This is a genomic window from Hephaestia sp. MAHUQ-44, from assembly GCF_023806085.1.
Taxonomy (GTDB): Bacteria; Pseudomonadota; Alphaproteobacteria; order Sphingomonadales; family Sphingomonadaceae; genus Sphingomonas.
In genome coordinates this window covers 286,938-313,687 of sequence record NZ_JAMSLX010000001.1, presented here as the reverse complement: position 1 = coordinate 313,687, position 26,750 = coordinate 286,938, and the positions used below count along the sequence as shown (strand labels likewise).

28 protein-coding genes are annotated in these 26,750 nt (G+C 67.2%); 15 read left to right on the top strand and 13 right to left on the bottom strand.

Features of this window, described 5'->3' with window-relative positions; genetic code table 11:
* Positions 1 to 42 precede the first annotated feature (42 nt).
* The 3 genes from NFE57_RS01450 to NFE57_RS01440 form a co-directional block, all read right to left on the bottom strand.
* On the bottom strand, positions 43 to 1,350 hold the full coding sequence (locus NFE57_RS01450) for a hypothetical protein (RefSeq protein ID WP_252133775.1): 1,308 nt from the start codon (positions 1,348 to 1,350) through the stop codon (positions 43 to 45).
* A gap of 59 nt (positions 1,351 to 1,409) precedes the next feature.
* Positions 1,410 to 3,731 carry an ATP-dependent Clp protease ATP-binding subunit ClpA gene (gene clpA / locus NFE57_RS01445; protein ID WP_252133774.1) on the bottom strand — a complete coding sequence of 774 codons (2,322 nt, stop codon included), beginning with the start codon at positions 3,729 to 3,731 and terminating at the stop codon, positions 1,410 to 1,412.
* Between the two features lie 125 nt (positions 3,732 to 3,856).
* The gene (locus tag NFE57_RS01440) at positions 3,857 to 4,054 is read right to left on the bottom strand and encodes a DUF1192 domain-containing protein (protein WP_252133773.1); all 198 of its coding nucleotides are present in this window, start codon (positions 4,052 to 4,054) and stop codon (positions 3,857 to 3,859) included.
* 63 nt (positions 4,055 to 4,117) lie between these two features.
* Here NFE57_RS01440 and NFE57_RS01435 point away from each other — a divergent pair, with 63 nt between their 5' ends.
* From NFE57_RS01435 to NFE57_RS01410, 6 genes are all read left to right on the top strand, one after another.
* Positions 4,118 to 5,131 (top strand): NAD(P)H-quinone oxidoreductase, encoded by a 1,014-nt coding sequence (locus NFE57_RS01435; RefSeq protein ID WP_252133772.1) that lies wholly within the window; start codon positions 4,118 to 4,120, stop codon positions 5,129 to 5,131.
* Positions 5,132 to 5,159: 28 nt separating this feature from the next.
* Complete coding sequence (locus NFE57_RS01430) at positions 5,160 to 5,780, top strand: glutathione S-transferase family protein (protein ID WP_252133771.1); 621 nt, start codon at positions 5,160 to 5,162, stop codon at positions 5,778 to 5,780.
* A gap of 176 nt (positions 5,781 to 5,956) precedes the next feature.
* Positions 5,957 to 6,640, top strand: a complete 684-nt coding sequence (locus NFE57_RS01425; RefSeq protein ID WP_252133770.1) for a DUF1013 domain-containing protein — start codon at positions 5,957 to 5,959, stop codon at positions 6,638 to 6,640.
* 82 nt (positions 6,641 to 6,722) lie between these two features.
* Positions 6,723 to 7,604: a dienelactone hydrolase family protein gene (locus tag NFE57_RS01420; RefSeq protein WP_252133769.1), complete on the top strand. Its 882-nt coding sequence runs from the start codon at positions 6,723 to 6,725 to the stop codon at positions 7,602 to 7,604.
* 26 nt (positions 7,605 to 7,630) lie between these two features.
* The gene (locus NFE57_RS01415) at positions 7,631 to 8,251 is read left to right on the top strand and encodes a glutathione S-transferase family protein (RefSeq protein ID WP_252133768.1); all 621 of its coding nucleotides are present in this window, start codon (positions 7,631 to 7,633) and stop codon (positions 8,249 to 8,251) included.
* Between the two features lie 80 nt (positions 8,252 to 8,331).
* Positions 8,332 to 9,246, top strand: coding sequence for a CPBP family intramembrane glutamic endopeptidase (locus NFE57_RS01410; protein WP_252133767.1), 915 nt, complete (start codon positions 8,332 to 8,334; stop codon positions 9,244 to 9,246).
* 99 nt (positions 9,247 to 9,345) lie between these two features.
* On the opposite strand, the gene NFE57_RS01405 is transcribed toward NFE57_RS01410, so the two are convergent.
* Genes NFE57_RS01405 through NFE57_RS01395 form a run of 3 tightly spaced genes read right to left on the bottom strand, consistent with a single transcriptional unit; the run spans position 9,346 to position 13,835 of the window.
* Positions 9,346 to 10,884: a trypsin-like peptidase domain-containing protein gene (locus NFE57_RS01405; protein ID WP_252133766.1), complete on the bottom strand. Its 1,539-nt coding sequence runs from the start codon at positions 10,882 to 10,884 to the stop codon at positions 9,346 to 9,348.
* Positions 10,885 to 10,943: 59 nt separating this feature from the next.
* Positions 10,944 to 13,118 (bottom strand): primosomal protein N', encoded by a 2,175-nt coding sequence (locus NFE57_RS01400; protein WP_286207580.1) that lies wholly within the window; start codon positions 13,116 to 13,118, stop codon positions 10,944 to 10,946.
* A 42-nt stretch (positions 13,119 to 13,160) separates the two neighbouring features.
* Positions 13,161 to 13,835, bottom strand: coding sequence for a DUF2490 domain-containing protein (locus tag NFE57_RS01395; RefSeq protein WP_252133764.1), 675 nt, complete (start codon positions 13,833 to 13,835; stop codon positions 13,161 to 13,163).
* Positions 13,836 to 14,016: 181 nt separating this feature from the next.
* On the opposite strand from NFE57_RS01395, the gene NFE57_RS01390 reads away from it, so the two are divergent.
* From NFE57_RS01390 to NFE57_RS01380, 3 genes are all read left to right on the top strand, one after another.
* A complete protein-coding gene (locus NFE57_RS01390) occupies positions 14,017 to 14,460 on the top strand; it encodes a hypothetical protein (protein ID WP_252133763.1) in 444 nt (147 codons plus the stop codon).
* 98 nt (positions 14,461 to 14,558) lie between these two features.
* Positions 14,559 to 15,212: a fructose-6-phosphate aldolase gene (fsa, locus tag NFE57_RS01385; RefSeq protein WP_252133762.1), complete on the top strand. Its 654-nt coding sequence runs from the start codon at positions 14,559 to 14,561 to the stop codon at positions 15,210 to 15,212.
* Between the two features lie 3 nt (positions 15,213 to 15,215).
* Entirely contained in the window at positions 15,216 to 16,100 is an 885-nt protein-coding gene (locus tag NFE57_RS01380; RefSeq protein WP_252133761.1) for a tyrosine recombinase XerC, read from the top strand.
* A gap of 24 nt (positions 16,101 to 16,124) precedes the next feature.
* Here NFE57_RS01380 and NFE57_RS01375 read toward each other — a convergent pair whose 3' ends face one another.
* The 4 genes from NFE57_RS01375 to rsmI form a co-directional block, all read right to left on the bottom strand.
* Positions 16,125 to 16,724, bottom strand: a complete 600-nt coding sequence (locus tag NFE57_RS01375; RefSeq protein ID WP_252133760.1) for a DedA family protein — start codon at positions 16,722 to 16,724, stop codon at positions 16,125 to 16,127.
* 3 nt (positions 16,725 to 16,727) lie between these two features.
* Positions 16,728 to 17,684, bottom strand: coding sequence for a glutathione synthase (gene gshB, locus NFE57_RS01370; RefSeq protein ID WP_252133759.1), 957 nt, complete (start codon positions 17,682 to 17,684; stop codon positions 16,728 to 16,730).
* Positions 17,685 to 17,805: 121 nt separating this feature from the next.
* A complete protein-coding gene (locus NFE57_RS01365) occupies positions 17,806 to 18,186 on the bottom strand; it encodes a YraN family protein (RefSeq protein ID WP_252133758.1) in 381 nt (126 codons plus the stop codon).
* Positions 18,183 to 19,016: a 16S rRNA (cytidine(1402)-2'-O)-methyltransferase gene (gene rsmI / locus NFE57_RS01360; RefSeq protein ID WP_252133757.1), complete on the bottom strand. Its 834-nt coding sequence runs from the start codon at positions 19,014 to 19,016 to the stop codon at positions 18,183 to 18,185. The genes NFE57_RS01365 and rsmI overlap by 4 nt, the downstream gene beginning before the upstream one ends.
* Before the next feature lie 13 nt (positions 19,017 to 19,029).
* Between rsmI and NFE57_RS01355 the strand changes: the two genes are divergently transcribed.
* On the top strand, positions 19,030 to 20,217 hold the full coding sequence (locus NFE57_RS01355; RefSeq protein ID WP_252133756.1) for a penicillin-binding protein activator: 1,188 nt from the start codon (positions 19,030 to 19,032) through the stop codon (positions 20,215 to 20,217).
* Positions 20,218 to 20,332: 115 nt separating this feature from the next.
* Here NFE57_RS01355 and NFE57_RS01350 read toward each other — a convergent pair whose 3' ends face one another.
* Positions 20,333 to 21,103: an SDR family oxidoreductase gene (locus NFE57_RS01350; RefSeq protein ID WP_252133755.1), complete on the bottom strand. Its 771-nt coding sequence runs from the start codon at positions 21,101 to 21,103 to the stop codon at positions 20,333 to 20,335.
* Between the two features lie 80 nt (positions 21,104 to 21,183).
* Positions 21,184 to 22,338 (bottom strand): radical SAM family heme chaperone HemW, encoded by a 1,155-nt coding sequence (hemW, locus tag NFE57_RS01345; protein WP_252133754.1) that lies wholly within the window; start codon positions 22,336 to 22,338, stop codon positions 21,184 to 21,186.
* Positions 22,339 to 22,362: 24 nt separating this feature from the next.
* On the opposite strand from hemW, the gene NFE57_RS01340 reads away from it, so the two are divergent.
* The 5 genes from NFE57_RS01340 to NFE57_RS01320 all read left to right on the top strand — a co-directional run bounded on the left by NFE57_RS01340 (position 22,363) and on the right by NFE57_RS01320 (position 25,594).
* A complete protein-coding gene (locus NFE57_RS01340; protein ID WP_252133753.1) occupies positions 22,363 to 22,926 on the top strand; it encodes a CAP domain-containing protein in 564 nt (187 codons plus the stop codon).
* Between the two features lie 43 nt (positions 22,927 to 22,969).
* Positions 22,970 to 23,167, top strand: a complete 198-nt coding sequence (locus NFE57_RS01335) for a hypothetical protein (RefSeq protein ID WP_252133752.1) — start codon at positions 22,970 to 22,972, stop codon at positions 23,165 to 23,167.
* 31 nt (positions 23,168 to 23,198) lie between these two features.
* Entirely contained in the window at positions 23,199 to 23,516 is a 318-nt protein-coding gene (locus NFE57_RS01330; protein ID WP_252133751.1) for a phosphoribosyl-ATP diphosphatase, read from the top strand.
* 14 nt (positions 23,517 to 23,530) lie between these two features.
* Positions 23,531 to 23,908, top strand: a complete 378-nt coding sequence (locus NFE57_RS01325) for a histidine triad nucleotide-binding protein (protein WP_252133750.1) — start codon at positions 23,531 to 23,533, stop codon at positions 23,906 to 23,908.
* A gap of 126 nt (positions 23,909 to 24,034) precedes the next feature.
* On the top strand, positions 24,035 to 25,594 hold the full coding sequence (locus NFE57_RS01320) for an amino acid permease (protein ID WP_252133749.1): 1,560 nt from the start codon (positions 24,035 to 24,037) through the stop codon (positions 25,592 to 25,594).
* A gap of 73 nt (positions 25,595 to 25,667) precedes the next feature.
* Here NFE57_RS01320 and NFE57_RS01315 read toward each other — a convergent pair whose 3' ends face one another.
* Complete coding sequence (locus NFE57_RS01315) at positions 25,668 to 26,666, bottom strand: adenosine kinase (protein WP_252133748.1); 999 nt, start codon at positions 26,664 to 26,666, stop codon at positions 25,668 to 25,670.
* Positions 26,667 to 26,750: the final 84 nt, after the last annotated feature.

Genomic DNA, 26,750 nt, shown 5'->3' with positions numbered 1-26,750 from the left:
CAAACAGACCGTAAACGAATGGTTATTTCGATCTCGTTACGATCAGCAGATTTTGCCCTTCAACACCCCGCCCAGGCTCGGCTTGCACTTCTTCGGCGGGGCCTCCTGCCGCGACTCGTCGGTCGAGCGCGCGTTGTTCCTGCCCCCCATCATCTCGCCCATGCCGGGCATGCCCAGCATCAGGCTGGTGTTCGATTTGTAGCGGACGCGCGCGGTCCAGTCGGGGGCCCAGGTGGCGGGCGCCTTGGCGGGGCGCGGCGGATAGGAAAAATCGGCCTCGGGGCCATAGGCATGGAGCTGCGTCATCAGCATCGCCCCCGTCGCCTTGACCTCGGCGGGCATGGTGCAGCTCGTCTGGCCAGGCGGCAGCACCACCTTTTCGCCGATCAGGCGGCGGACAGTGGCGGGCGCGACCCAATCGGCCAGTCCGGCGCCGAATTCTTTCCGGCCGGCCGAGGTCCACCAGACCATGTCGCCGCCCTCTTCGCCCATAGTCGCGGCGCCCATCGCCCAGGCGTAATAGCCCGTTGCCGCATCGACCGGCTGCCAGCTCAGCGTGACCGACCCGTCGGCGCCGGCCTTTGACGAGGCGCGCATCGCGGGCATGAAATCCTGCGTCAGCGCGAATTTGATCTCGGGGCTGTAATTGCCCGCGATCCGATGGTCACCGATCAGCGATGCACCCGCCGGGATGGTGGTGCGCTTGGCTTTGCTGTTGGGCCATTCGCCGAAAGTGCGGCTACTCGCGGCGGTCGGTCCGCGATCGACCGGTACCGTCGTCGAGAACAGATTGGGCGGCATCTGGCCCTGCGCGAGCTTGGCGAAATCGATGACCACCGGCTGGCCCGGCCCGGCATGCGCGCCGCAGCCCCAGAACAGCAGCAACCGTCCCTTGGGGCGCTGGAAATCTTCAGGCGTGCCGGAATCGGCCAGGCTGTCGGCGCTGTTGCTATTGCGCTGCTGCGGGGTGGCGAGCGGAACCGAGAGGCCGAGTTTCATCCCCGCCGGCATGAAATGGTCGGCGGCGGGCGACCCCGCTGCCGCGCTGCTCGATCCCAGCCGCAGCGTGAGTTGGTGCGCCGTGGCATCGCCGCCCCCGCCGCGCAGCATCGCCAGCGGATTGACGCCGCCCGCCATGAAGCCGCTCGTCGTGGTGACGTCCATCGCGTACCGCGCCTTGGGCCCTGATGCGGCGGGCGCCGCGATCAACGCCGCCGTACCAGTTGCGGCCACCGCCGCCACGCCCGCCAAAATCCAGCGCCCCTGCATCGCCATGCCCCAGATATCCTCGTCCGAAAAAACGCTCAGGCTACCAGCGCTCAGGTTCCCGTCATTGGATAAACGCGACATGCGTCGCGACAAAAAAGGCCGGCCCGAAGGCCGGCCTTGCTTGATCGCTTGAGACGAATTTACTTGGCGTCGATCTTTTCAGTCTTCTTGCCGCCGCCCTTTTTGCGCGGTTTCTTGGGCGCGGCGGGGGTGAGCTGGAACGCCAGCGCATTGTCCTTGACGGTAACGTCGACCTCGCCGCCATGGACCAGCTTGCCGAACAGCAATTCCTCGGCCAGCGGCTGCTTGATCTTTTCCTGGATCAGGCGGCTCATCGGGCGCGCGCCGTAGAGCTTGTCGTAGCCGCGCTCGGTGAGCCACGCCTTCGACGCGTCGTCGAGCTGGATATGCACCTGCCGGTCGGCGAGCTGGAGTTCGAGCTGGAGGATGAACTTGTCCACCACCCGCGCAACCACCTCGGGCGGCAGATAGCCGAACGGCACGATCGCATCGAGGCGGTTGCGGAATTCGGGGGTGAACATCTTCTTCACCGCTTCCTCATCCTCGCCCTCGCGGCTCGACACGCCGAAGCCCAGCGCCTCGCGCGCCATGTCGGAGGCGCCCGCGTTGGTCGTCATGATCAGGATGACGTTGCGGAAATCGACCGTCTTGCCGTGGTGATCGGTGAGCTTGCCGTTGTCCATCACCTGCAACAGGATGTTGAACAGGTCCGGGTGCGCCTTCTCGATCTCGTCGAGCAGCAGCACCGAATGCGGGTTCTGGTCGACCGCGTCGGTGAGCAGCCCGCCCTGATCGTAGCCGACATAGCCCGGCGGCGCGCCGATCAGCCGGCTGACCGAATGGCGCTCCATATATTCGCTCATGTCGAAGCGCTGGAGCGGGATGCCCATGATGCTCGCGAGTTGCTTGGCGACCTCGGTCTTGCCCACGCCGGTCGGGCCGGTGAACAGGTAATTGCCGATCGGCTTGTCGGGATCGCGCAACCCCGCACGGCTCAGCTTGATCGCGCTCGCGAGCTTCTCGATCGCGGCGTTCTGGCCGAACACCACCCGTTTCAGGTCGGTCTCGAGGCTTTCGAGCGCCTTCTTGTCGTCGGTCGAGACCGATTTGGGCGGGATGCGCGCCATCGTCGCGATCACCGCCTCGATCTCCTTGGGGGTGATCGTCTTGCGGCGCTTCGAGGGCGCGACGAGCATCTGCATCGCGCCGACCTCGTCGATCACGTCGATCGCCTTGTCGGGCAATTTGCGGTCGTTGATGTAGCGTGCCGACAGTTCGACCGCGCTCTTGAGCGCCTCGGGCGTGTATTTGACCGAATGGTGCTGCTCGAACGCGCTGCGCAGCCCGGCGAGGATCTTGATCGTGTCCTCGATCGTCGGTTCGTTGACGTCGATCTTCTGGAACCGGCGCAACAGCGCGCGATCCTTCTCGAAATGGTTGCGGAATTCCTTGTAGGTGGTCGAGCCGATGCAGCGGATCGTGCCCCCCGACAGCGCGGGCTTGAGCAGGTTTGAGGCATCCATTGCCCCGCCCGAGGTGGCCCCGGCGCCGATCACGGTATGGATCTCGTCGATGAACAGCACCGCGTGCGGCAGCTTCTCCAGCTCGGAAACCACCGCCTTCAGCCGCTCCTCGAAATCGCCGCGATAGCGCGTGCCCGCGAGCAGCGCGCCCATGTCGAGCGAATAGATCACCGCTTCCTTGAGCACGTCGGGTACATCGCCCTCGATGATCTTGCGCGCGAGCCCTTCGGCGATCGCGGTCTTGCCGACGCCGGGGTCGCCCACATAGAGCGGGTTGTTCTTGCTGCGACGGCACAGGATCTGGATCGTGCGATCGACCTCGGGCCCGCGGCCGATCAGCGGATCGACCTTGCCGTTCTCGGCCTTCTCGTTGAGGTTGACCGTGAATTGCTTGAGCGCGCTTTCGCTCTTGCCCTTGTCGGCCTTGGCGGATTTATCCTCGTCGGCGCCCTTGGGGATGGTCGTTTCGCTCGGCGCGCCGCCCTTACCGACCCCGTGGCTGATGAAGCTGACGGCATCGAGCCGGCTCATATCCTGCTGTTGCAGGAAATAGACCGCATAGCTCTCGCGTTCGGAGAACAAGGCGACGAGCACGTTGGCACCGGTCACTTCGTCGCGGCCCGACGACTGGACGTGCAGGATCGCGCGCTGGACGACGCGCTGGAAACCGCTGGTCGGCGAGGGGTCGGTCGCCGAATCGACCTTGAGCGCTTCAAGCTCGGTATCGAGATAATGGGTGACGGTGGCGCGCAGGTCGCCGAGATCGACGCTGCACGCATCCATGACCTTGGAGGCGTGTTCGTCGTCGACCAGCGCCAGCAGCAGATGCTCGAGCGTCGCATATTCGTGGCGCCGCGAACTCGCGGCTTCGAGCGCCTTGTGCAGCGTGGTTTCGAGCGCGGGGGCGAAAGACGGCATTAGAGGTTCACTCCTTGCGGGCCACAGCACGCGCGGCCCTTTGCTCCCATGTCGGAAGCGAGAGGCCTCGCATCAAGCACCAGCCGTCCGCACCGCACCATTGGCGTGCAAGGTGCGGTGCGCGCTCATCGCTTGAATAGGGCGTCAGCGCTTGCGCGATGGTTAACGGCGTGGTCGCGGTGGCGGCGGACCCGCGCGATCTCGGCATCGAGCGCGGCGATCCGCGCATCGAGCTCCGCCACTGACAGCGGATCAAGGTCCTGGCGCGCCAGCATCGTCAGCGGATCGTCGCGCCGGCGTGGAAGAATCTCCTCGGAATCCATGACATGGAGCGTTGACCGGCACGGCCGCGATGTCAATAAGGCGCCGGCGGGAGGGCCGTTTTGATGACTGCATTGCCCCTGACAACACCTGAAACGATGATCGCGATCGACCCCGAGCAACGTGGCGGTCCCGAAGTCCTGATTCCCGTCGAGCGGCCGGTGCCGCAACCGGAGGCGGGCGAGGTGCTGATCCGTGTCGCCGCCGCCGGGGTTAATCGCCCCGACGTGCTCCAGCGCAAGGGCGGTTATCCCCCGCCGCCGGGGGCGCCGTCGATCCTCGGGCTCGAGCTTGCGGGCGAGATCGTCGCGCTGGGCACGGGGGTTGAAACCCCCTGGCTTGGCCAGCGCGTCGCCGCGCTCGTCGCGGGTGGCGGCTATGCGCATTATGCCGTCGCTCCCGTGGGCCAGTGCCTGCAGGTGCCCGATGCGCTGTCGATGGCCGAGGCCGCGGCGATGCCCGAAACGCTCTATACCGTGTGGACCAATCTGTTCGAGCGCGCCTATGTCGCCGAGGGCGATACCGTGCTCGTTCACGGCGGCACCAGCGGGATCGGTACGATGGCGATCAAGCTTGCCGGGTTGTTCGGGGTGACGATCATCGTCACCGCGGGCTCGGACGAAAAATGCGCCGCCGCCCGCGCGCTCGGCGCCGATCATGCGATCAACTACAAGACCCATGATTTCGTCGCCGAGGTGCAGGCGATCACCGGCGGCAAGGGCGTTGCCGCGGTGCTCGACATGGTCGGCGGCGATTATGTGCCGCGCAACCTCCAATGCCTCGCCGACGACGGCCGCCATGTTTCGATCGCGGTGCAGGGCGGCGCGATGGCGACGATTCCTATCTTCGAGGTGATGCGCCGCCGCCTGACGCTCACCGGATCGACGCTGCGACCGCGCGATGCCGCGTTCAAGGCGCTCGTCACCGACGAACTTGCGCGCACCGTCTGGCCATTGGTCACAGCGGGGCAACTCAAGCCCGCGATCGACACGACCTTCCCGCTCGCCGAGGCCGCCGAGGCGCACCGCCGCATGGAATCGGGCGACCATATCGGCAAGATCGTGCTGACGATGGGGTGACACGTGACGCGCCAGGCGGGGATGACCGATGCCGGAAAAACTGATCCTTCACGAAGACCCGATGTCGGGCAATTGCTACAAGATCCGGCTTGCCGCGGGGCTGCTCGGCATCCGGATGGAGCGCGTCGCCTATGACATCATGAAGGGCGAGACGCGGACGCCCGAATTCCTCGCGCACATCAATCCGGTCGGGCGGATTCCGGTACTCCAGGTCGGCCGGCGCTTCCTGCCCGAAAGCAACGCGGCGTGCGTCTATCTGGCCGACGGCTCGGCGCTGGTGCCCGCCGATCGCTTCGATCGTGCCGATATGCTGCGCTGGATGTTCTTCGAACAATATCACCACGAGCCCAATATCGCGACGGTGCGCTTCTGGCTGACGATGGTGGGCAACGATGCGTTGAGCGAACTCCAACGCAATATGATCCCCGGCAAGCGGATCGCCGGCGAGGCGGCGCTTCAGCAGATGGAAGATCATCTGTCGCTGCACGATTGGTTCGTGGGGGATGCCGTCACGCTCGCCGACATCGCGCTGTTCGCCTACACCCACGTTGCCGACGAGGGCGGGTTTGATCTCGCGCTCTATCCGCATATCGGCGCGTGGATCGATCGCGTCGCTGCGTTGCCCCGGTTCGTGTCGCTGCGCGACTGAGTTGGGTTGACGGCACCGGCCCGCTTCTCCACTGGGTGGCCGGGTAGGAAGCGGGCCGATGCCGCGGCGGAATATACGCGAAATCCTTGCCACGCCGCTCCACCCGCATTACGTTGGCGATCTGCACGGCCGCTCCGCGAGGGGCGGCCCTTATTGTTTTAGAGAAGGACTCAACCGTGGCCCAGCCGCTCATGCCGCACGCGACCGCTTCGTGGCTGGTCGATAATACTGCGCTCAGTTTTGAGCAGATCGCGGAATTTTGTGGCCTCCATATCCTTGAGGTCCAGGCGATTGCCGACGATACCGCGGCGACCAAGCTGGCCGGGCGCGATCCCGTCCGCGCGCACGAACTGGCGATCGAGGAAATCGAGAAGGGCCAGGCCGATCCCGATTACCGGCTGAAGATGTCGAAGGGCCCCGAGCAGGTCCGCCGTACCAAGGGGCCGCGCTACACGCCGGTTTCCAAGCGCCAGGACAAGCCCGATGGCATTGCCTGGATCATCCGCAACCATCCCGAGATGACCGACGGGCAGATCGGGGCGCTGATCGGCACCACGCGCACGACGATTCAGGCGATCCGCGAGCGCAGCCATTGGAACATCGCCAATATCACCCCCAAGGACCCGGTGACGCTGGGCCTGTGCTCGCAGCGCGAGCTCGACGCGGCGGTGGCGAAGGCAGGCAAGGCCGCCGGGCTCGAAGCGCCGGTCGACAACCGCCTTGCGGGCGATCGCGAGGCGCTGATCAGCGAATTGCGCGCCGAACGCGAACAGGCCGCGCGCGACGCCGAAAATGCTGAGAACGCGGAAAACGGCGGCATCGCGCTGCCGCCCGGCTTCGTCGATCCGTTCAAGCGCTGAACCTGAGCGCTTCGGCGTTCAGTTCACGCGATAGACGTTGTAGGCTCCGCGTAACGCCGAGAGGCGATTCGGAGAACTGCCGATGACCGAGCTGCGCCAGCGGGCGATCGCGATCTACGATGCCTTCACGCATGAGCATCGCGATCGGCGCACCTTGCTGCGGCAGATGGTCGCGCTCGCCGGATCGGTGGCCGCCGCCGAAGCGCTGATCGCCGGTATCGCTGCCACGCCGGCCGCGGCGGCGATCGCGCCGGCCGACGATGCCCGGCTCAGGACCGGCCGCAAGACATACGGCTTCGCGGGGTCGCGGCGGGTTGTCGGCTACACCGCCGAACCGGTGGGGGGCGTGGCCCGGCGCCGCGGCGCGGTGATCGTGATTCACGAAAACCGCGGCCTGACCGCGCATATCGAAGATGTCGCGCGGCGCGTCGCGCTCGCGGGCTTTCTCGCGGTCGCGCCCGATCTGCTCACCGATCAGGGCGGCACACCTGCCGACGAGGATAAAGCGCGCGACATGATCGGCACCGCCGATCTCGGCGCGGTAACCGGCGATACGGTTGCGCTCGTCAAGGCACTCAGCCGGATGGGCAACGGCAAGGTCGGAATCATCGGCTTCTGCTGGGGCGGGGCGATGGTGAACCGCGTTGCGATCGCTGCCGGCCCCGCGCTGGCCGCCGGGGTCAGCTATTACGGCCCCGCGCCCGATCCGGCCGAGGCGGTCAAGGTCGCCGCGCCGTTGCTGCTCCACTATGCCGGGCTCGACACGCGCGTCGCCGCAACCGGCGAACCGTGGATCGCGGCGCTGAAGGCGGCGGGCAAGGACGTGACCGCCTACACCTATCCGGGGGTCAACCACGCGTTCAACAACGACACCTCGGCCGATCGCTACGATGCCAGGGCGGCGGCGCTCGCCTGGGGGCGGACGATCGCTTTCCTGCACGATCATCTCGATTCACCCGGCTGAGCTGCCCTGCAAAAAGGACCGGAATCATGGCGGACGATCTCATCTTCTACACCAACCCGCAGTCGCGCGGGCGGATCGCGCGCTGGATGCTCGAAGAAGTCGGCGCGCCTTATGCGACGCAGGTGATGGACTATGATTCGACGATGAAGGGCGACGCCTATCGCGCGATTAACCCGATGGGCAAGGTGCCCGCGATCCGCCACCGCGGCCATGTCGTCACCGAATGCGCGGCGATCTGCGCCTATCTGGCGGATGCCTTTCCCGACGCCGGGCTCGCGCCGCCCACCACCGATCGCGCCGCTTATTATCGCTGGCTGTTCTTCGCCGCCGGGCCGGTCGAGCAGGCGGTGACCAACAAGGCGCTCCATGTCGAAGCGACCCCCGAACAGGGCCGGATGATCGGCTATGGCAGCTATGATCTCGTGGTCGACGTGCTCGAACAGGCGGTATCGCGGCACGATTATATCGCGGGCGATGCCTTCACCGCCGCCGATGTCTATGTCGGGTCGCAGGTCGCCTGGGGCGTCCAGTTCGGGACATTGCCCAAACGTGACGCTTTCACCGCTTATGTCGGCAGACTGATGGCGCGCGAGGCCTATGCCCGCGCGAACGAAAAGGATGATGCGCTCGCCAACGTATCGGCCTGAGGGCACGATTTCGGCCAGCATCTTTCGCGATCGCCCGCACGGCGTTAGGCTCCGCGCCTGATCCTGGGGGAGGGCGCGCGATGCTACCGACAGAACCGAACACACCGCCATCGAGCATGGTCTGGAAGGTGGTGCATTTCCCGCTGGTGCTGCTCGCCATCGGGCTCGCCTTCATGGTCGCCGCGGGGGCGCTGTCGGGGCTGGTGTCGGGGGTGCTCCAGCGGATCGAACCCGACGGCAACGGGCCGATGGGGGCCGTGCTCGGCGCGGCCGTCGCGGCGGTCTTTACCGGTGCGTATCTGGCGTTCGTCTGGCTGGTCGAGCGGCGGCGGCCGACCGCGTTCGGGCTCAAGGGCTGGGCGCGAGAGCTTGGCGCGGGGTTGCTGATCGGGTTCCTGATCTTTTCCGCGATCGTCGGCGTGATCGCGCTGTTCGGCGGCTATCGCGTGGTCGGCACGCGCGGGCCCGAGGTGCTGTGGCCGGTGCTCGGGATCGCGCTCATTTCGGGCTTTACCGAAGAGATCATTATGCGCGGGCTGATCTTCCGCCTGATCGAGCGCTGGCTCGGGAGCTGGATCGCGCTCGCGATGTCAGCGGCACTGTTCGGGGTGGGGCACCTCGCCAATCCCAATGCGAGCTGGCTCGCGGCGATATGTATCGCGCTTGAGGCGGGGATCATGCTCGGCGCGATCTATATGGTCACACGCCGGCTATGGGCGGCGATCGGGATCCATGCGGCGTGGAATTTCACCCAAGGCGGCATTTACGGGATCGCGATCTCGGGGCTCGATACCAAGGGGCTGCTGGTCCCGCGGATCACGGGGCCGGATCTGCTGACCGGCGGCGCCTTCGGGGCCGAGGCATCGCTGCCCGCGCTGGTGCTGGCAACCGCCCTCGGTGTAGCGCTGCTCGTGATCGCGCATCGCCGCGGGAATATCGTCGCGCCCTTCTGGGCCCGACAATCCACGCCTGCGGAATCGATCGCTACGGCCTAGACTCGGTCCGGTTCCAATAGAACCGAACCGAGTCTGGATTATCTTTTGTTTGCCGTGATTTCCGAGTCGCCAGATGTTTCCATCTGGCTCGAAATCACTCTAATCGGGCACACGCTGCACACCGCCACCGGCCGCGGGCGTGCAGCGATAGACCAGCTTTTCGTTGGGCAGGCCGGGCAAGGTGGCGCGGATCGCCGCCTGATGCGCGGCAAGCGCCTCGCGCGCGCTGCCCTCCGCGACGCAGGCCTGCGGCTCGTCGCCCCGCGCGGCCCGCGCCGCCGCCATCGCGCTGCCGCCGAGCAGGTAGCGCGTCGCGCTGTAGGTCATCGTGGCGGGATCGAAATCGAGCACCGAGACGGTATCCTCGGTGTCGGGCGCCAGCACGCGCTGCCACGTCTCTCCCGGCTGCGCGAGATATTGCGTGCGGCCGTTGACGCACCCGGTCGGCCGCCAGTCGAGCAGAACGTCCTCGGTCGCCGAAACGGTGATGCGGCTGCGGTCGGGGACGAGGCGGCACATCAACCGTCCCGCCGTGGGCATCGCTGCCGCGGTCGATGGCGTGGCGTGCGGCACCGGCATCGACGTTATCGATACCGTGCCGTCGGGCCGGCCGAAGAATACCGCGACCGAGGCGACGAAGAACGCCGCGCCCGCAATCCCCGCCCAGGTCGCATGGCGCGTCTCGCCGCGCGTCGTCAGCAGCGCGGCGCCGCCCACCGCGAGCGCCCCGGCAACCAGCAGCACTGCGGCGAGCGCCATGAAATTCTCCGCCATCCGCTCCGCGCGCGCACGCGCATCGGCGAGCGCCTGTTCCTGCTTCAGCGCATCGGCTTCGGCGCGTGCACGCGTCGCGCTATCGGCGATGGCGCGCTCCTGTCGCGCGGCCTCGGCATCGGCGGCAAGCCGGGCTTCGATGCTGGTGCACGGCGTGCCGACCGCGTGATAGGGTTGGCCCGCCTCGTGCAGAAACTGGGCGAGTTCGCTGTTGGCGATCGCGAAGGCGAAGCTCGAATCGCCGTCGCCGCTGTTGGTGATCGCCGAATTGACCCCGATCACGCGCCCGCACGGATCGAGCAGCGGCCCGCCCGAATTGCCGCGCGCGATCCCGGCGGTGTGGAGCAGCACGCGCACCCCCGACAGGCTGCGCGCGCCCGAAAACACGCCCTGCGAGCGCACCGGCGAGAGCGGGGTGATGTAATCGAGCGCCGATTGTGCGGTCGCGAGATCGACATTGCCCGGATAGCCCAGCGCCACCACCTGCGCGCCGTCGCTCATCGGCCCGTTGTAGAGCGCGACCGGCGGCAGGCGCGCGCCGTCGAACGCGATCACGGCAAGATCGCGCGCGGGATCGTAGGCGATCACGCGGCCGCGAAAGGTCTTGTCGCCTTCGGACGGGACGATGCCGATCACGACATGCCCCGGATCGCGCGCCGCGAGTTCGACGACATGCGCGTTGGTGACGATCCGGTCGGGCGCGATCGCAAACCCGCTGCCATGGCCGAAATCACCGACCGAATCGCCGTCGAATGCGATCGTCACCACGCGGACCACACCGCGCGCGGTCGCGGAAATATCGTCGGCCTGCGCCGGCTGCACGAATGCCGCCAGCATCGCCAGGATCAGCAATAGACGCGCCATCTTACTCCCCGACATCACCGACGCTCGTCTTTGACGGCCGGCGGGCATCGGTTCAAGCGTCAGACGAAGCTGTACGGATCGACATCGACCGCGACACGCACCTTGGGTTTCCAGTCGAGCGCGCCCAGCCAGTCGCGGAGCACGTCCTGCACGTCGAGCGCGCGGCGCGCGTGGACCAGCAGGCGGAAGCGGTGGCGCCCGCGCAGCATCGCCAGCGGCGCGGGGGCGGGGCCATAGACCTGCATCCCCTCGATCCGCGGCGCGGTGCGGGCGATGCTGAGCGCGGTCGCGTGCGCGGCGTCCTTGTCCTCCGAGCTGACGACGATCGCGGCGTAGCGCCCGAACGGCGGCGCCCCGGCGTCGCGCCGTGCCTCGGTTTCGGCGGCATAGAACGATTCGGCGTCGCCGGTGATCAGCGCCTGCATCACCGCGGCCCCCGGCGCGTGCGTCTGGAGGAAGACCCTGCCCGGCTTCTCGCCGCGCCCCGCGCGCCCCGATACCTGCATGATCTGGTGAAAGGTGTGTTCGGCCGCGCGCAGATCGCCGCCGTCGAGCCCCAGATCGGCATCGATCACCCCGACGAGTGTCAGATTGGGGAAATGATAGCCCTTGGTGACGAGCTGGGTGCCGATCACGATGTCGATATCGCCCGCCTCCATCCGGTGGACGAATTCGGCCGCCTTGGCGGGCGACCAGATCGTGTCCGAGGTGACGACCGCCGCCTTGGCGTCGGGCCAGAGCGCGGCAACCTCGTCGGCGATGCGCTCGACGCCGGGGCCGCACGCGACCAGACTGTCCTCATTGCTGCATTCGGGGCAGGCGCGCGGCACCGGCTCGACATGCCCGCAATGGTGGCAGGCAAGCCGGTGGATCAGCCGATGCTCGACCATCCACGCGGTGCAATTGGGGCATTGGAAGCGATGCCCGCACGTCCGGCACAGCGTCAGCGGCGCATAGCCGCGCCGGTTGAGGAACAGCAGCACCTGCTCTTGCCGTGCGAGCGTCTCGTCGATCGCGGTGACCAGCGGCGGCGCGATCCAGCGGCCGCGCTCGGGGGGATGCTCGATCAGGTCGATCGCGGCGATCTCGGGCATTTCCGCCGCGCCGTAGCGGCCGGGGAGCTTCAATTCCTTGTAACGCCCGATGGCGACCTGATGGCGGGTCTCGATCGCGGGGGTGGCCGAGGCGAGCACTACCGGACATTTCTCGAACAGCCCGCGCATCACCGCGACATCGCGCGCGTGGTAATGGACGCCTTCTTCCTGCTTGAAGCTCGTCTCGTGCGCTTCGTCGACGACAATCAGCCCGAGATTGGCATAAGGCAGGAACAGCGCCGAGCGCGCGCCGACCGTCACCAGCGCCTGGCCCTCGGCGATCTGGCGCCACGCGCGGCGGCGCTGCGACTGGCGCAGCCCCGAATGCCACGCCACCGGCTCGCACCCGAAGCGCGCGGTGAAGCGCTTAAGGAAGGGCTCGGTCAGCGCGATTTCGGGCAGCAGGACAAGGCTCTGGCGGCCGGCGGCGATCGCGGCGGCGACGGCCTCGAAATAGACTTCGGTCTTGCCCGATCCGGTGACGCCGTCGAGCAGCCAGGGCTCGAAATCGCGCGCTTCGACCGCCGCGACCAACGCCTGCGCGGCGTCGTGCTGATCGGCCGAGAGCGTGGGGACCGCATGGCCGGGATCGGGCAGCGCGAAGGGGCTGTCGATAGCGACCTCGATCGCCTCGATCGCGCGGGTTTTGACGAGCCCGCGGATCACCCCGTCGGATACTTCGGCGGCGATCGCGAGTTCGCGGATCAGCCCCTGCCGGTCACCGATCCGCGCCAGCGCCTGTTCGCGCTGCGGCGTCATGCGCGCGGGCGGGATGCCGGTCGCGCGATATTCGGTGATCGTGCGCCCGCCCTCGAGCGCCGAGGTCGAGGCCAGCGTCATCCGTGCGACCGCTGCGGTGGGGGCGAGATAATAATTTGCGGTCCACTCGATCAGCCGCCGGAGTGGCGCGCCAAGCGGCGGTGCGGGCAGCACGCCCACCAGATTGCGCAGCCGGTTGTCGCCGACCTCGGCGTCGGACGGCAACCGTTCGGGCTCCCACACGATTCCGGTCAACTGGCGGGGCCCGAGCGGCGCGACCACGATCGACCCCGGCGCGACCGTCATCCCGTGCGGGACGCGATAGTCGAGCGGGCCGAGCGCGGCGTTCATGACAAGGACTCGGGCGCGGGAGGAGGCCATGCCTCCCCCATAGCGCGTCGGAGCGTCGAGTGAACCGCGTCGTCAGAATCCCAGCGACAGCGAGACGGTGGCAACGTGTGCCATCTTGTCGCGCGCGCCGTGCATGCCGAAATCATATTGGTTGAGATAGCCGGCCTCGACCGCGATCTGCTTGTTGATCGGGGTCTTGATGCCGATCGCGTTGCGCATCCGGGCATAGCCGCTGGTCTGGCCCCAATCGGTGTCGTTGACCTGGATGAAGCTCTCGTGGCTCAGCACCAGCGCGGTCTTGCTGCCGGCGCTGAGCGGCAGCGCATATTTGATCTGCGGGCGCAGCCGCAGCCCGATATCGTCGCCGTCGCGCCGCAGCCGCTCCTCGAGCCGGACGCGGCCCGACAGCGTGCCGCCGCCGATTCGCCCGAGCGGGAAGCTGATCTGCTGGCGCGGGCGATCCTCCATCTTGGAAAGTGCACCGTGCGCATAGCCCGGCACGCGCACATAGCCGGTCGATATCGTCACCCCGCCGCCGACGTCGAAGCCCAGCCAGCCGCCGAATTCGGCCTCGTACAAGCCGCCGGCATCGTCGCCGAACCGCCCCACCGCCTCGAGCGTCAGTTTCAGGCCGTCGTCGAGCCTGGTCGAGGCTTCCACCGTCGTCCACACCTGCGAATCGGTGGTCTGGGCGTGTGCGGGCAATGCGAGCGCCAGCAGCGGGGCGACCATCAACAGCGTGCGCATCGTATCATCCTCGGAAAACGGCAATGCGGTGCCTTTAGTGTCAGATTGATGACGTCTGCGTGACAATCCGGCGTCGTTTTTGTTGCAGTCGCGTCGGGTTGCAGGGGTGTCGTGGATCGGCTCTTTCGGTGGCAAAGACGATGCGATAAATACCGTCCGATAACTGATGTGTCGGGAAACGATGCTCTCATTGTTGCTGCCCTTGTTGATCGCGCAAGCCGCGCCCGCCGCAGCGTGCGATACGCCCGTCGCATTGCCTGCCGCGCTTGCGGGATGGCGGTCGCCGACGCGCGTGCCCGGTATCGGCAAGGCGTTCACCGTCACCGCGCGTGATCCGAAGGCGATTCGCGGGCTTGCGGCCACCGGGGTCGATCGGCCGGGCCGCGCTGCCTTGGTGCCGATCGAAATCGCCACGACGGGCACCTATCGCGTCGCACTGAGCGAGCCGGTGTGGGTCGATGTGGTGCGCGATGGCGCCGTGCAGCCCGCGGTGGCGCACGGTCGCGGGCCGACTTGTTCGGGCATCCGCAAGATCGTCGACTTCCGGCTCGTGCCGGGCCGTTATGCGCTTCAGCTCTCGGCCGTGCAGACGGCGCGGGTGCGGGTTTTGATCGCGCACGGCTGAGGCTGTCGCACAAGGCTTGATTCTGTCATGCTGGGCGCCGAAAGCACCCCGGCACGCCGTGCCGGGTGCGCCACCTTTTCCAGATCAGGGGCCTGACCATGAAGTTCTTCGTCGATACCGCCGACACTGCCGAGATTCGCGACCTTGCCGAATCGGGGCTGGTCGACGGCGTCACCACCAATCCGTCGCTGATCCATAAATCGGGCCGCAAGTTTCTCGAGGTCGTCGCGGAAATCTGCTCGATCACCTCGGGCCCGGTCTCGGCCGAGGTCGTCGCGCTCGACCATGAAACGATGATGAAAGAGGCCGAGATCCTGCGCAAGATCGCCGACAATGTCGCGATCAAGGTGCCGCTGACGATCGATGGCTTGAAGACCTGCAAGGCGCTCACCGACGACGGCACGATGGTCAACGTCACGCTCTGTTTCTCGGCCAATCAGGCGCTGCTCGCCGCCAAGGCGGGCGCGAGCTTCATCTCGCCCTTCGTCGGCCGGCACGACGACAACGGCTTCGACGGCATGCAGCTCATCTCGGACATCCGCCTGATCTATGACAATTACGCCTTCGACACCGAAATCCTCGTCGCGAGCGTGCGCCACCCGGTCCATGTTCTCGAATCGGCCCGGATCGGCGCCGATGTGATGACCGCGCCGCCCGCCGTCATCCGCCAGCTCGTCAAGCACCCGCTGACCGACAAGGGGATCGAAGGCTTCCTCGCCGATTGGGCGAAGACCGGGCAGACGATCGGCTAAGCCATGATGGCGCTCGCGGGGGAATTCGGCCAACACCTCGCGCGCGATCGGCGGCGGTCGGCGCATACGGTGCGCGCCTATCAGGCGACCGCCGAGCGCCTGCTCGCCTTCCTGACCCAGCATTGGGGCGGTCCCGTCGACCGCCCCGATCTCGCCAGGGTGTCGGCGGCGGATCTGCGCGCCTTTCTCGCGCATCGCCGCGGGCAGGGGCTGGGCAATGCCTCGGCGGCACGCGAATTGTCGGCGGTGCGCGGCTTTCTGACCTTCGCAACCGGGGAGGGCACCACCCCGCGGCTCAAGGGGCCGCGCGTCAAGAAAGGCGTGCCGCGCCCGATTTCCCCCGATGAAGCGGTCGCGCTGGCCGAGGAGGTGGCGGAAAACGCCGCCGAGCCGTGGATCGGCGCACGCGACTGGGCGGTGTTGCTGCTGCTCTATGGCGCTGGCCTGCGAATCGGCGAGGCGGTCGGGTTGACCGCGGCGATCCTGCCGCTGGGCGAGACGATGCCCGTCACCGGCAAGCGCGACAAGACGCGGATCGTGCCGCTGCTGCCGCCGGTACGCGCGGCGATCGAGGCCTATGCGGCGCTATGCCCGTGGCCGCTGCCGCGCGACGCGGCGCTGTTTCGCGGCGCCAAGGGCGGGCCGCTCGCGCCCACGATCGTGCGCCGGGCGGTCCAGAACGCGCGCCACACGCTGGGCCTGTCCGATCGCACCACGCCGCACGCGCTGCGCCACAGCTTCGCGACCCACCTGCTGGGGCGCGGCGCCGATCTGCGCGCGCTCCAGGAATTGCTCGGCCATGCCAGCCTCAGCTCGACGCAGATCTACACCGCGGTCGATGCCGCGCATCTGATGGATGTCTACCGCAACGCGCATCCACGGGCGTAGGAGGAGTACTGTTTGGTTCGGGCCTTACCCCCGCTTTTTCCACGTCGCGACGCGATAGATATACCAGCCGACCGCGAGCACCACGATGCCGATCGTCACCGGCCCGGTATAATGTTCAAGCTGGCTGAAATTGTGCCCCAGCCAATAGCCGGCCGAGATCAGCACGCAGTTCCACACCGCCGAGCCGACCGCGGTCATCGCGAGGAATTTGCCGGTCGGCATATGCATCAGCCCCGCCGGCAGCGAGATCATCGTGCGGAAGGTGGGGACGATTCGGAACAGCAGCACCGTCTTGCCGCCATGCGCGGCGAAGAAGCGTTCGATCCGCTCCATGTCCTGCCAATCGACCGTCAGCCAGCGGCCCCAGCGATCGATCAGCGGCTTCAGGCGCCGATAGCCGAGCTTCTGCCCGGCGAGGAACCAGCAGTAATTGCCGAGCACCGATCCGATCGTGCCCGCCGCCAGCAACGGCCAGAACCCCATCTGGCCGTGCGCCACCGCGATCCCGCCAAAGCCCATGATGACTTCGGACGGAATCGGCGGAAATATGTTTTCGAGGGCCATCAGGGCCGCGATGCCCCAATAGCCGCCCGCGGTGATGATCCGCAGGATAAGGTCGGTCATGGATTAACCCTGTGTTGCGACCCGACGCTCGATGGCGTCCCAGATCATGGCCGACGTATCGGTGCCGTTGAAGGTGTCGATCGCGACGATCCCGGTGGGCGAGGTGACGTTGATCTCGGTCAGCCACTCACCGCCGATCACGTCGATCCCGACGAACAGCAGCCCGCGCCGCTGGAGTTCGGGGGCGAGAGCAGCGCAGATTTCCTGTTCGCGCAGGCTCAATTCGGTTCGGGTCGCCGATCCGCCCGCCGCCAGGTTGGATCGAATCTCGCCCGCCCCCGGCAACCGGTTGATCGCGCCGGCGACCGCGCCGTCGATCAGCACGATCCGCTTGTCGCCGGCCGCGATCTCGGGAAGGAATTTCTGGATCATGTGCGGTTCGCGGTAGACGCCGTTGAGCATCTCGATCAGCGACGCCAGATTGGCGCCGTCGGCACCGATGTGGAATACTGATCGGCCGCCATGGCCGTGCAGCGGCTTGACGATGATCTCGCCATGCTCGGCAAGGAAGGCGCGCGTTTCTTCAACGCTGCGCGTCACCAGCGTGGGCGGCATGAAGCGCGGAAAATCGAGTACGAACATCTTTTCCGGCGCGTTGCGCACGCTCGCGGGATCGTTGACCACCAGCGTCCTGTCGCTGATCCGCTCGAGCAGATGGGTCGCGGTGATATAGCCGAGGTCGAACGGCGGGTCCTGCCGCATCAGCACGACATCGATATCGTCGCCGAGATCGAGCCGCACGGGGGCGCCGAAACTGAAATGATCGCCCGCGACGCGCTGCACCGTCACCGGATGGGCCTGCGTCCAGACATGGCAGTCGGCATAATTCAGGTCCTCGGGGGCGTAATGATAGAGCGCATGGCCGCGCGCCTGTGCGGTGAGCATCAGCGCAAAGCTCGAATCGCCTGCGATATTGATCCTCTCCAGCGGGTCCATCTGGACGGCGACGCGAAGCGGCATATGTCTCAACCTCCGTTCGCCCTGAGCGTGCCGAAGGGGGTCCTTCTGGCTCAGGGCAGAGAAAAGCGGTGCGTCGACAAGCGCGGCGCGACCGGTCACTTAGGGATCGAATGGCGCGAAGTCACCCGATCCACGCATTCTCGATATGGCGCGGGCGCATGCCCGGCGCGAGCAGGATCACGTCGACGCGAATATCCTCGCCGTTGCGCGCGTAGCGCGGCATCAGCATTTCGGCCGCGGCGGCGACGCGCGCCAGGCGGTGTTCGTCGATCGCGAGATCGCGTTCGGCAGCTGATCGGCGCATCTTGACCTCGACGAACGCGATCAGCGGACCGCGTTTCGCGACCAGATCGACCTCGCCGGCGGGGGTGCGCACACGGCGGTCGAGGATGCGCCAGCCCTTGAGCCGCAGCCACCAGGCCGCCAGCCGTTCCCCGCGCCGACCCGCGGCCTCGGCGGCGCGGCGATCGCGATTCCCCTCCCGCTTGCGGGAGGGGGTCACGCCTTCATTTCCAGCGCCCGCGCGTAGAGCGCCTTGCGATCGAGCCCGAGGCGTTTGGCGACCTCGCCCGCCGCTTTCGAGGTGGGCAGGCGGGTCAGGGCCTCGGCGAGCGCGGCTTCGGCGTCCTCGGGCGTGGGCGGCGGCGCCTCGCCCGGCGGCGCGACCATCACGACGATCTCGCCCTTGGGCGGCGCCTCGGCATAGCGTGCCGCAAGGGTTTCGAGCGGCCCCGTCACCGCTTCCTCGAAACGCTTGGTGATCTCGCGCGCCACCGCCGCCTCGCGATTGCCCAGCCCGGCGGCGAGCGCGGCCAGCATCGCGCCGAGTCGCGGCCCCGATTCGTAGAACACCAGCGTCGCGCGAATGCCCGCCACCTCGGCGATCGCGTCGGCGCGGGCTTTTTCCTTGGGCGGCAAAAAGCCGGCGAACAGAAAGCGATCGGTGGGCAGCGCGGACAGCGTCAGCGCCGCGATCGCCGCGCAGGGGCCGGGGATCGTCACCACATGATGCCCGGCGGCGCGCGCGTCGCGCACCAGTTTGTAGCCCGGATCGGAAATCAGCGGCGTGCCCGCGTCGGATACCAGCGCCACCGTCTCTTGCCCCATCCGCGCCACCAGCCCCGGCCGCATCCCGTCCGCGTTGTGATCGTGATAGGGGATCATCGGTCGCTTGACGCCGATATGGTGGAGCAGCTTGGCGGTCACGCGGCTATCCTCGACCGCGATCACATCGGCGTGCGCCAGAACCTCGGCCGCACGCGGCGAGAGATCGCCGAGATTGCCGATCGGTGTGGCAACGATATAGAGACCGGGGGACAGTATTGCGTTCATACGAGGAGCACTCATGACAGAGGCGATGGTCAAACCGCAACGGGGCCGTTCGCTCCTGAAGACATTGGCGATTGCCGCCACCGCATTTCTCGCGGGCTGTCAAACGCTCGTTCCCAAAGGCCCGCCGCCGGTCGAGACCACCGCGCCGCCGCCGGTCACGCGGCCGTCGGTCGAACAGGGCATTCCCACCGATACCGAACGCAATCGCGTCGCGTTGCTCGTACCGCTCACGGGCACCAACGCGGGGGTCGGGCAATCGATCGCCAATGCGACGATGATGGCGCTGCTCGATTCGAAGAGCGAGCGCGTGCGGATCACCAATTACGACACCAGCAAGGGCGCGGCCGTCGCGGTCCGTCAGGCGCTGGCCGATGGCAACAAGCTGATCATCGGGCCGCTTTTGTCGGATGACGTCAAGGCGGTGTCGCCGATCGCCCGGAACGCGGGCGTGCCGGTCATCACCTTTTCCAACGATATCTCGGTCGCGGGCAATGGCACCTATGTGCTCGGCTATTCGCCCGCGCAATCGATCGATCGTGTCGTCGATTATGCCAAGCAGCGCGGCGTTACCCAATATGCCGGGCTGATCCCGCTCGGCCTCTACGGCCAGCGCGCCTCGACCGCGTTCCTGCGCGCGGTCGAGGATGCCGGGGGCGAAGTGGTGAGCCTCGAAACCTATGGCCGTTCCAGGGGCGCGCTGTCGGGCGCGATCGCGCGCCTCGCCGACAAGGGGCCTTATGGCGCGGTGCTGATCGCCGATACCGGGGAAACCGCCGCCACCGCAGCCCCGCTGATGCGCAAGGCGGGCGGCAGCGAGCGTATTCTCGGCACCGAATTGTGGAACACCGATACGACGATTGCAGCCCAGTCGGCGCTCGACGGGGCGTGGTTCGCGACCGTACCCAACGGCCTCTATCGCCAATATGCGACCAAATACCGTGCGCGGTTCGGCAAGGCGCCGTATCGCCTGTCGACGCTCGGCTATGACGTCGTGCTGCTCACCGTGCGGCTAGCGCGAGATTGGAAGCCGGGCAGTGCCTTCCCCGAGCCGCGGCTGCGCGATACGGGCGGGTTCACCGGAATCGACGGCGCGTTCCGTTTCGGCCGCGACGGCGTCGCCCAGCGCGCGCTCGAGGTGCAGGAGATTCGCAGCGGGCAGGCGGTCACCGTGTCAGCCGCGCCCGCAGGCTTCGAGAAATAGGGCTTATTCCGTTATCGTGAAAGCGGCACCGGCCCGCTCCCCCACCCCACCTCCCATGCAGTATAATGACTTGGGAGGTGGGGTGGGGGAGCGGGCCGGTGCCGCCATACCAACCTCAGCCTTGCCCCGCGCGGGCGGTCTGCGCGAACGCGTTGAGCTGGACAAGCGTCTCGTCGAACCGGTGCTCGCGCTCGGCGTCGCGCAGGAATCGTACCTGTTCGACCAGGATTTCCGGTGGCGTCGGGGTCTGCGCGAACAACGCCATCACCTCGTCGATAAAGGCGTCGAGCGGTTGATAGCCGGGCCGCGTCGCCTGGCCGGGGGTCAGGCTGGTCTGCACCGCCGGCGGCACCAGTTCGATCACCTCGACCTTGCCCTTCAGCAGCGCGCGCATCGCCACGGTGTATGAATGGATCGCGGCCTTGGTGGCGTTGTAGGTCGGCGCGGTCAGCAGCGGCACGAAGGCGAGCCCCGAGGTGACGTTGACGATCGTCGCATCGGGCCGGGCCGTCAGATGATCGATCAGCGCGTTGGTCAGCCGGATCGGGCCGAGCAGATTGGTCGCGATCGTTGTTTCGGCATCGGCGAGGTCGCTGCGGTGCGCCAATTCCTCGAAGCGCATGATCCCCGCATTGTTGATCAGCACGTTGAGCGCGGGATGGTCGGCGATCACGCGGCGCGCAAACGCCTCGATCGCGGCCGCATCGGCGATATCAAGCGTCATCGCCGCCATATCGGCGCGGCCCGCGATCACGCGGTCGAGCGCTTTCTGGCGCCGCCCGGCGACGATCACCGTGTTGCCCTGATCGTGGAAGCGCTGCGCCAGCGCCCCACCGATGCCCGATCCGCCGCCGGTGATGAGGATGGTGTTGCCGGTCAATTTCATGGGATGCCTCCTGCCGACAGATTTAGGGGCCGCGCAGCGGCATGAAAGACGATCCTTCCAAAAATTCGCGCGAGGGCTGGTCAGTCGGTCACGACGATCGCAGGCAGGATCGCGTCGAGCAGCAGCATCCCCGCGCCGGTCACGCGCAGCCGGTCGCCGCTGCGCGCGATCAGCCCCTGATCGGTGAGACGCGCCGCCGCACGACGCTCGATCAACGCGTCGGGGGTGGTGTGCCCCAGCGCGGCGATCCGCGCCAGATCGACGCCTTCTTCGAGCCGCAACCCCATCAACAGCGCTTCGACGGTGCGCGTGCGCGGGCTCAGCGCTTCCTCGCTCTCGATGCCATGGCCGTTGCGCTCCAGCGCGGTCAGCCAGTTTTCGGGCTTGCGCCGCCGGAAGGTCGCGCGCCCGCCGCGGCGGCCGTGTGCGCCAGGGCCGATGCCCAGATAATCGCCATAGCGCCAATAGGTCAGGTTGTGCCGGCTCTCGGCGCCCGGCCGCGCGTGGTTCGAGATTTCATAGGCCGGCAGCCCGGCGGCGGCGGTCATCGCGCGCGTCGCCTCGAACAGATCGGCGGCGGCATCGGCATCGGGAATCGTCAGCCGCCCGGCCGCGACCTCGGTCGCGAAGCGCGTGCCCGGCTCGATCGTGAGCTGGTAGAGCGACAGATGCTCGGTGCCGAAGCCGAGCGCGCGGGTCAGTTCGGCCTCCCAGGCGGCAAGGCTCTGCCCCGGCCGGGCATAGATCAGGTCGAACGAGACGCGGCCGAACGCGGCCTGCGCGGTGGCGAGCGCGCCCAGCCCTTCGGCCACGTCATGCGCGCGGCCCAGAAAGTGCAGCGCGTCGTTATCGAGCGCCTGCAACCCCAGCGACACGCGGTTGACCCCGGCTGCGGCGAGATCGGCGAACCGCGCCGCCTCGACCGACGACGGGTTGGCCTCGAGCGAGATCTCGATATCGGGCGCGAATCCCCACGCACGTTCGGCGGCGTCGAGCACCGCCGCCACCGTCGCGGGTGGCATCAGCGATGGCGTGCCGCCCCCGAAAAAGATTGATCCCAGCCGCCCCGTCGCCTGCGTCGCCTCGTACGCTAGGTCGGCGAGCAGTCCACGCCGCCACACGTCCTGATCGACGCTTGCGCGGACATGGCTGTTGAAATCGCAATAGGGACATTTGGAGACACAGAACGGCCAGTGGACGTAGAGGGCGAGGACTGGCGTTGGGCTGGCGTTCATGGCGTGGGCGATATGGCGGTGGTGATGACGAAAGGAAAGGCGATGAAAGCGATGCTCGCGTTGCTGCTGATGGCGGCCTGTGCGCCTGATGGCCCCAAACGCGTAGTCGAACCGCGTCCGAGCACGGCCCCGGCGCCGCGCGGCGATGCCTTGCTGCGCACCGTCATGCTCAACGAGCACAATGCCGCGCGCACCCGCGCGGGCGTGCCGCCGCTGGTGTGGAGCGCGACGCTGGCCGATCACGCCCGCGCTTATGCCCGTGAACTGGCGCGCACCGGCCGATTCGAGCACGCCGATCAGCCGCAAGGGCCGGGTCGCGAGGGCGAGACGCTGTGGACGGGCACGCGCGACGCTTATGGCTATGACGAGATGATCGGCCATTGGGTCGCCGAAAAGCGCTTCTTCACCAACGGCATCACCCCCGATTACAGCACCACCGGCGATTATCGCGATGCGGTGCATTATGCCGAGATCGTCTGGCGCGGCACGCGCGCGGTGGGCTGCGCCTTCGCGAGCAATGCCCGCGACGATTATCTGGTCTGCCGCTACGACCCGCCCGGCAATGTCGTCGGCGAACGCGCTTATTGAGCGGGTTTGGCGGGCGTTAACCCGGCGGTGGCTATACGCGCCGATGATGCGTGCGCTCCTGCCCCTGTTGCTCCTGGCTGCCCCGGCGCTCGCCGCCGCGCCCGTGCCGCATTCGGGCACGGCAGCACCGCGCACCGCGCCCGAACTTTCCGATATCGCGCTGTTCGCGATGGCCGCCGCGGGCGTGTTTCTCGCCCGTCGCGCGATGCGCCGCCGGTTCGACAAGCACCGCAAGGATTGACCTTGGCCGCATCCTGCGCCAGCCAGCGCGCATGGCTTCCGACCAGCTCGACGCGCTCGAAGCGCTGATCCGATCGCGCCGGGGCACCGACCCCGACGCTTCCTACGTTGCGCGCCTTTTCACCAGGGGCCGCGCCAAGATCGCCCAGAAAGTGGGCGAGGAAGCGGTCGAAACCGTGATCGCCGCGGTGGGTGACGATCCGGCCGCGATCGTCCCTGAGGCGGCCGATCTCGTCTTTCACCTGCTCGTGCTGCTCGCCGATGCGGGGCTGTCGCTCGATGACGTGCGCGCGGAACTGGCGCGGCGCGAGGGGTTGTCGGGGCTCGAGGAAAAAGCCCGCCGGGCCTGACGGAGAATAATGGCATGCCGATCGATGCGACCAAGCCTTATGACGATCAGAACATCTTCGCGAAGATCCTGCGCGGCGAGATTCCGTCGAGCAAGGTGTATGAGGATGCGTACGCTTATGCGTTCCACGACATCAACCCGCAGGCGCCGACCCACATTCTGGTGATCCCCAAGGGCGCCTATGTGTCGTGGGATGATTTCTCCAGCCGGGCGTCCGATGCGGAGATCGCCGGGTTCGTGCGCGCGGTGGGCCTGGTGGCGCGCGAGGCGGGGCTGGTCGCGCCCGGCTATCGCCTGCTCGCCAATACCGGCCTCGATGCCCATCAGGAAGTGCCGCATCTCCACGTCCACATTTTCGCCGGGCGTCGGCTCGGCCCGATGCTCACGCGCTAAGACCCGACTCTAATTCGGAGAGGCTGAGGCTGGGGGTTTGCGCGGGCGTGATTTGCTTCTAGGTTCGCAGGCAATTCACAATCCGCAGCGGCGCGACACGCTGCGTATCCCGGGGGGATGATCTGTATGGATTGGCGCGTAAAGCCTCTCGACGCGATCCTTGCGACCGCTCAGAAAAAATCGCTGCACCGCACGCTTGGCTGGTTCCAGTTGATGTTGTTCGGCATTGGTTGTGTGATCGGCACCGGCATCTTCGTGCTGACCGCGGCCGGCGCGCAAAAGGCCGGCCCCGGCCTGATGCTCGCCTTCGCGATCGCCGGTGCGATCTGTATCGTCGCTGCGCTCTGCTATGCCGAGATCGCGGCGATGGTCCCGGTCGCGGGCTCGGCTTACACCTATACCTATACGACGATGGGCGAGTTGCTCGCCTGGACGGTCGGCTGGGCGCTGATCCTCGAATATGCCGTTGCCGCGAGCGCGGTGTCGGTGGGTTGGTCGGGCTATTTCTCGGGCACGATCCTCAACCAGTTTCTGGGCGTCCAGTTACCCCCCTGGCTCGCCGCCGCGCCGCTCGCGCTGGGCGGCGCACCGGGCGGGCTGATCAATCTGCCGGCGGTGATGATCGCGCTGCTGATCACCTGGCTGCTGATGGTCGGCACCACCGAATCGGCGCGCGTCAACGCGGTGCTGGTGCTGATCAAGGTCACGGCGCTGACGGCGTTCATCGCGCTCACGCTGCCGTCGAGCGAATTCGATACGGCGCGCTTCAATCCGTTCCTGCCTGCCGGCGTGTTCGGCGGGTTCGGCACCGGGGTCGGCGCGGTCGGCGCGGCGGCGACGATCTTCTTCGCCTATGTCGGCTTCGACGCGGTCTCGACCGCAGCGGAAGAGACCAAGAACCCGCAGCGCAACGTGCCGATCGGGCTGATCGGCTCGCTGTTGTTCTGCACCGTCTTCTATATTCTGGTTGCGGCCGGCGCGATCGGCACGATCGGCGGCCAGCCGATCATGGGGCCCAACGGGATTCCCTTCCCGGCGGGGTCGGAAGAACTCGCGCGCCAATGCGCGCTGCCGCAATATGCCGAGGCGCTGGTCTGCTCGAACGAAGCGCTGGCGCACGTGCTGCGGATGATCGGCTGGTCGGGCATCGGCAACATGATCGGCATCGCGGCCAATTTCGCGCTGCCCTCGGTGATCCTGATCCTGCTGTTCGGTCAGACGCGCATCTTCTTCGTGATGAGCCGTGACGGCCTGCTGCCCGAGGGGCTGTCCAAAATCCATCCCAAGTGGAAGACGCCCTATGTCGTGACCGCGATCACCGGCGTTGCGGTGGCGATCGCGGCGGCATTCCTGCCGGTGGGCCAGCTTGCCGACATCGCCAATGCGGGAACGCTCTATGCGTTCATGATGGTCGCGATCGCGGTGCTGATCCTGCGCAAGACCCAGGCCGATCGGCCGCGCTCGTTCCGCACCCCGTTCATCTGGGTGATCGCGCCGCTGACGGTGGCGGGCTGTATCTTCCTGTTCTTCAACCTGCCGACGGCGGCGATGATGGTGCTGCCGATCTGGGGCGTGATCGGGCTGTTCGTCTATTTCGCTTATGGCTATCGCAAGAGCCAGCTTGCGCGCGGCATCGTCGAAGTCGTGTCGATGGACGACGAGGAACCGCTGACGCCGGGCGTCTGACCGGCGCAGGCGTAAAAAAGGGGCCGCGGGCGACGATCCCGCGGCCCTTTTTGTGTCCGGTGCCGGCGGCCGTTCAGCCGAGCTTGTCGGCGATCAGTTTCTTCATGTCGCATTGCGGCCGCGCGCCGTAATGCGAGATCACCTCGGCGGCGCAGATCGCGCCGAAGCGAAGCGATTTTTCGAGATCATAGCCCTGCGCCTGGCCGTGGAGGAAACCCGCCGCGAACAGATCGCCCGCGCCGGTGGTGTCGACCACCGCGTCGATCGGCTCTGCCGCCACCTCGGCGCGCACGCCATCGGCGATCGCGATCGCGCCCTTTTCGCTCCGTGTCGCGACCAGCACGGGCACCTGCGGCGCGATCCGCAACACCGCCGCCTCGAAATCGTCGACTTCGGCCAGCGCGGTCAGCTCGTTCTCATTGGCGAACAGGATGTCGACCAGCCCGTCGGCGATCAGCGCGCGGAAATCGTCGCCGTGGCGCGAGATGCAGAAGATGTCGCTGAGCGTGAAGGCGACCTTGCGCCCGGCCTCGCGCGCGATGCCGATCGCGGTGCGCATCGCCCGGCGCGGCTCTTCGGGGTCCCACAGATAGCCCTCGAGATAGAGGATCGCCCCCGCCGCGATCAGATCGCGATCGAGCGCGCGTTCGGGCAGGAATTGCGACGCGCCGAGAAAGGTGTTCATCGTCCGCTGTCCATCGGGGGTGACGAAGATCAGGCAGCGTGCCGTGGTCGGCTCGCCGGCGCGCATCGGGGTGTCGAAGGTGATGCCGGCATTGTTGATGTCGTGCTTGAAGATGCGCCCCAGCTCATCGTCGGCGACCTGGCCGATAAAGCCGCATCGGCCGCCCAGTGCCGCGATTCCGGCGACGGTGTTCGCCGCCGAACCGCCGCTCACTTCCTGCCCCGGCCCCATCTTGGCGTAGAGCGCATCGGCATCGGCGGGGGAAAAGACGAGTTGCATCGAGCCTTTGGTCATGCCCTCGCCGGCAAGGAACGCATCGTCGGCGGTGGCGAGAATATCGACGATTGCGTTGCCGATCGCGACGACGTCATAGGCGGGGTTGGTCACGCAATTCTCCATGAAGATCGATATTTGTCAGCCCCGGTGGGGCGGTTGGGCGGTGCCGTAAAGCGCCGCCCGAGCCAACGCAAC

Bases quoted from the DNA above. Each gene is read 5' to 3' on its own strand.
- NFE57_RS01400 (WP_286207580.1), bottom strand. From the start codon at position 13,118: ATGGCCTCCTCCCGCGCCCGAGTCCTTGTCATGAACGCCGCGCTCGGC.
- NFE57_RS01350 (WP_252133755.1), bottom strand. From the start codon at position 21,103: ATGAAATTGACCGGCAACACCATCCTCATCACCGGCGGCGGATCGGGC.
- NFE57_RS01405 (WP_252133766.1), bottom strand. From the start codon at position 10,884: ATGGCGCGTCTATTGCTGATCCTGGCGATGCTGGCGGCATTCGTGCAG.
- NFE57_RS01395 (WP_252133764.1), bottom strand. From the start codon at position 13,835: ATGCGCACGCTGTTGATGGTCGCCCCGCTGCTGGCGCTCGCATTGCCC.
- NFE57_RS01450 (WP_252133775.1), bottom strand. From the start codon at position 1,350: ATGTCGCGTTTATCCAATGACGGGAACCTGAGCGCTGGTAGCCTGAGC.
- rsmI (WP_252133757.1), bottom strand. From the start codon at position 19,016: ATGAACGCAATACTGTCCCCCGGTCTCTATATCGTTGCCACACCGATC.
- NFE57_RS01415 (WP_252133768.1), top strand. From the start codon at position 7,631: ATGGCGGACGATCTCATCTTCTACACCAACCCGCAGTCGCGCGGGCGG.
- fsa (WP_252133762.1), top strand. From the start codon at position 14,559: ATGAAGTTCTTCGTCGATACCGCCGACACTGCCGAGATTCGCGACCTT.
- hemW (WP_252133754.1), bottom strand. From the start codon at position 22,338: ATGAACGCCAGCCCAACGCCAGTCCTCGCCCTCTACGTCCACTGGCCG.
- NFE57_RS01355 (WP_252133756.1), top strand. From the start codon at position 19,030: ATGACAGAGGCGATGGTCAAACCGCAACGGGGCCGTTCGCTCCTGAAG.
- NFE57_RS01330 (WP_252133751.1), top strand. From the start codon at position 23,199: ATGGCTTCCGACCAGCTCGACGCGCTCGAAGCGCTGATCCGATCGCGC.
- NFE57_RS01320 (WP_252133749.1), top strand. From the start codon at position 24,035: ATGGATTGGCGCGTAAAGCCTCTCGACGCGATCCTTGCGACCGCTCAG.
- NFE57_RS01440 (WP_252133773.1), bottom strand. From the start codon at position 4,054: ATGGATTCCGAGGAGATTCTTCCACGCCGGCGCGACGATCCGCTGACG.
- NFE57_RS01410 (WP_252133767.1), top strand. From the start codon at position 8,332: ATGCTACCGACAGAACCGAACACACCGCCATCGAGCATGGTCTGGAAG.
- NFE57_RS01375 (WP_252133760.1), bottom strand. From the start codon at position 16,724: ATGACCGACCTTATCCTGCGGATCATCACCGCGGGCGGCTATTGGGGC.
- NFE57_RS01430 (WP_252133771.1), top strand. From the start codon at position 5,160: ATGCCGGAAAAACTGATCCTTCACGAAGACCCGATGTCGGGCAATTGC.
- gshB (WP_252133759.1), bottom strand. From the start codon at position 17,684: ATGCCGCTTCGCGTCGCCGTCCAGATGGACCCGCTGGAGAGGATCAAT.
- NFE57_RS01340 (WP_252133753.1), top strand. From the start codon at position 22,363: ATGACGAAAGGAAAGGCGATGAAAGCGATGCTCGCGTTGCTGCTGATG.
- NFE57_RS01335 (WP_252133752.1), top strand. From the start codon at position 22,970: ATGATGCGTGCGCTCCTGCCCCTGTTGCTCCTGGCTGCCCCGGCGCTC.
- NFE57_RS01435 (WP_252133772.1), top strand. From the start codon at position 4,118: ATGACTGCATTGCCCCTGACAACACCTGAAACGATGATCGCGATCGAC.
- NFE57_RS01325 (WP_252133750.1), top strand. From the start codon at position 23,531: ATGCCGATCGATGCGACCAAGCCTTATGACGATCAGAACATCTTCGCG.
- NFE57_RS01390 (WP_252133763.1), top strand. From the start codon at position 14,017: ATGCTCTCATTGTTGCTGCCCTTGTTGATCGCGCAAGCCGCGCCCGCC.
- NFE57_RS01380 (WP_252133761.1), top strand. From the start codon at position 15,216: ATGATGGCGCTCGCGGGGGAATTCGGCCAACACCTCGCGCGCGATCGG.
- NFE57_RS01420 (WP_252133769.1), top strand. From the start codon at position 6,723: ATGACCGAGCTGCGCCAGCGGGCGATCGCGATCTACGATGCCTTCACG.
- clpA (WP_252133774.1), bottom strand. From the start codon at position 3,731: ATGCCGTCTTTCGCCCCCGCGCTCGAAACCACGCTGCACAAGGCGCTC.